This window comes from Stenotrophomonas sp. (assembly GCF_050737575.1).
Lineage (GTDB): Bacteria > Pseudomonadota > Gammaproteobacteria > Xanthomonadales > Xanthomonadaceae > Stenotrophomonas.
Map to the genome: position 1 here is coordinate 1 of NZ_JBOHXW010000016.1, position 2,015 is coordinate 2,015.

Sequence of the window (2,015 nt, forward strand, 5' to 3'; positions counted from 1 at the left end):
CCCGCCCGCGGCTGGTGGGATCACCGCTGGGGTAGGTGCAGGAGGTCGAGCACCACAAGCCCGCGCTCAGCGCCGACCGCGAGTAGGCCCCCGTCCCAGGCAGCCAGGCTCGTGCAGGGCGAGCCGACGGGGATGCTGGCCAGCTTCTGGCCGCTGGCGGGGTCCCACAGCCGTACGGTGCGGTCGTCGCTGCCGCTGGCGAGCAGCGTGCGCCCGTCGCCGAGCTGGCCGAACGCCACGGCCCGCACCCCGCCCTCGTGGCCGGTCAGGGTGGTAATCGTCGCGCGGCTGTGCGGGTCCCACAGTCGTACCGTTTCATCGTCGCTGCCGCTGGCAAGCAGCACCCGCCCGTTGCGGAGCCGGCCGAACGCCACCGCCCGCACCCGGTCTTCGTGGCCGGTCAGAGTGGCGGTCGGCTGGCCGCTGGCGGGGTCCCACAGGCGGACGGTGTGGTCGTTACTGCCGCTGGCGAGCAGCACCCGCCCGTTGCGGAGCCGGCCGAACGCCACCGCCCGCACCCGGTCTTCGTGGCCGGTCAGGGTGGTGATCGGTCGGCCGCTGACCACATCGCACAGCCGCACGGTGCCGTTGTCGAATCCGTTGGCCAAGATCGTCTGCCCGTCGGGCAGTTGGCCGAACGCCACCGCCGCCACCCAGTTCTCGTGGCCGGTCAGGGTGGTGATCGGGTGGCCGCTGGCCGGGTCCCACAGCCGCACGGGGTGATCATCGCCGGTGCTACCGTTAGCCAGGACCGTCCGCCCGTCCGGCAGCCGGGCGAACACCACCGCCGCCACCCCGCCCTCGTGGCCGGTCAGGGTGGCGGTCGGCTGGCCGGTGGTCGCGTCCCATAGCTGCACCTCGGCATCGACGCTGGCGCTGGCGCTCGCCAGGACTGTCCGCCCGTAGCGCAGATGGCCGAATGCCACCGCTGACACCGAGCCCTGGTGGCCGGTGAGGGTGGCGGTCGGCTGGCCGCTGGCGGGGTCCCACAGCCGCACCGTGGCGTCGTCGCTGCCGCTGGCGCTGGCCAGGATCATCCGTCCGTCGGGCAGCCGGCCGAATGCCACCGCCCGCACCCAGTCCTCGTGCCCGGTCAGGGTGGTGATGAGCTGGCCGCTGGCGGGGTCCCACAGCCGCACCGTGGCGTCGTCGCTGCCGCTGGCGCTGGCCAGGATCATCCGTCCGTCGGGCAGCCGGCCGAATGCCACCGCCCCCACCCAGTCTTTGTGGCCGGTAAGGGTGGCCAGCAGTCGGCCGCTGGCCGGGTCCCATAGCCGCACCGTCCAGTCGTCGCTTCCGGTGGCCACAACCGTCCGCCCGTCAGGCAGCCTGCCGAACGCCACCGCCCATACCCAGCCTCCGTGGCCGGTCAGGGTGGTCAGCGGTCGGAGGCTGGCCGGGTCCCACAGCCGAGCTGTGGGGTCGGAGCTGGCGCTGGCCAGGATGGCCCGCCCGTCGGGCAGCTGACCGAACGCGATCGCCCACACTCCGCGCTTGTGGCCGGTCAGGGTGGTGATCGGCTGGCCGCTGGTCGGGTCCCACAGCCGAACCGTGTGGTCGTCGCTTCCGGTGGCCAGAATCGTCTGCCCGTCGGGCAGCCGGCCGAAGGCCACCACCCTCACCCGGCCCTGGTGCCCGGTGAGGGTGGTGATCGGCTGGCCGCTGACCGGGTCCCACAGCCATACGGTGCGGTCGGAGCTGGCGCTGGCCAGGATCGTGCGCCCGTCGGGCAGCCGGCCGAACGCGATCGCCCACACTCCGCGCTTGTGGCCGGTCAGGGTGGTGATCGGCTGGCCGCTGGTCGGGTCCCACAGCCGCACCGTGGCGTCGTCGCTGGCGCTGGCCAGGATGGTGCGCCCGTCGGGCAGCCGGCCGAACGCCACCGCCCACACCCCGCCCTCGTGGCCGGTCAGGGTAAGGTGGAAGGGTGTCGATCGCCAGGCGGCCCAGCGGGCTCGCCACGAGGAGTCCGGCAGGGGGGCCACACCCCGGGCGGCCTCGGGCTCCTCCTGGGC

1 protein-coding gene is annotated in these 2,015 nt (G+C 74.0%); it reads right to left on the reverse strand.

Features of this window, described 5'->3' with window-relative positions:
* Nucleotides 1–20 precede the first annotated feature (20 nt).
* The coding region (locus ACREP4_RS16935) for a WD40 repeat domain-containing protein (RefSeq protein WP_431597370.1) at nucleotides 21–2,015 on the reverse strand (1,995 nt) is incomplete at its 5' end.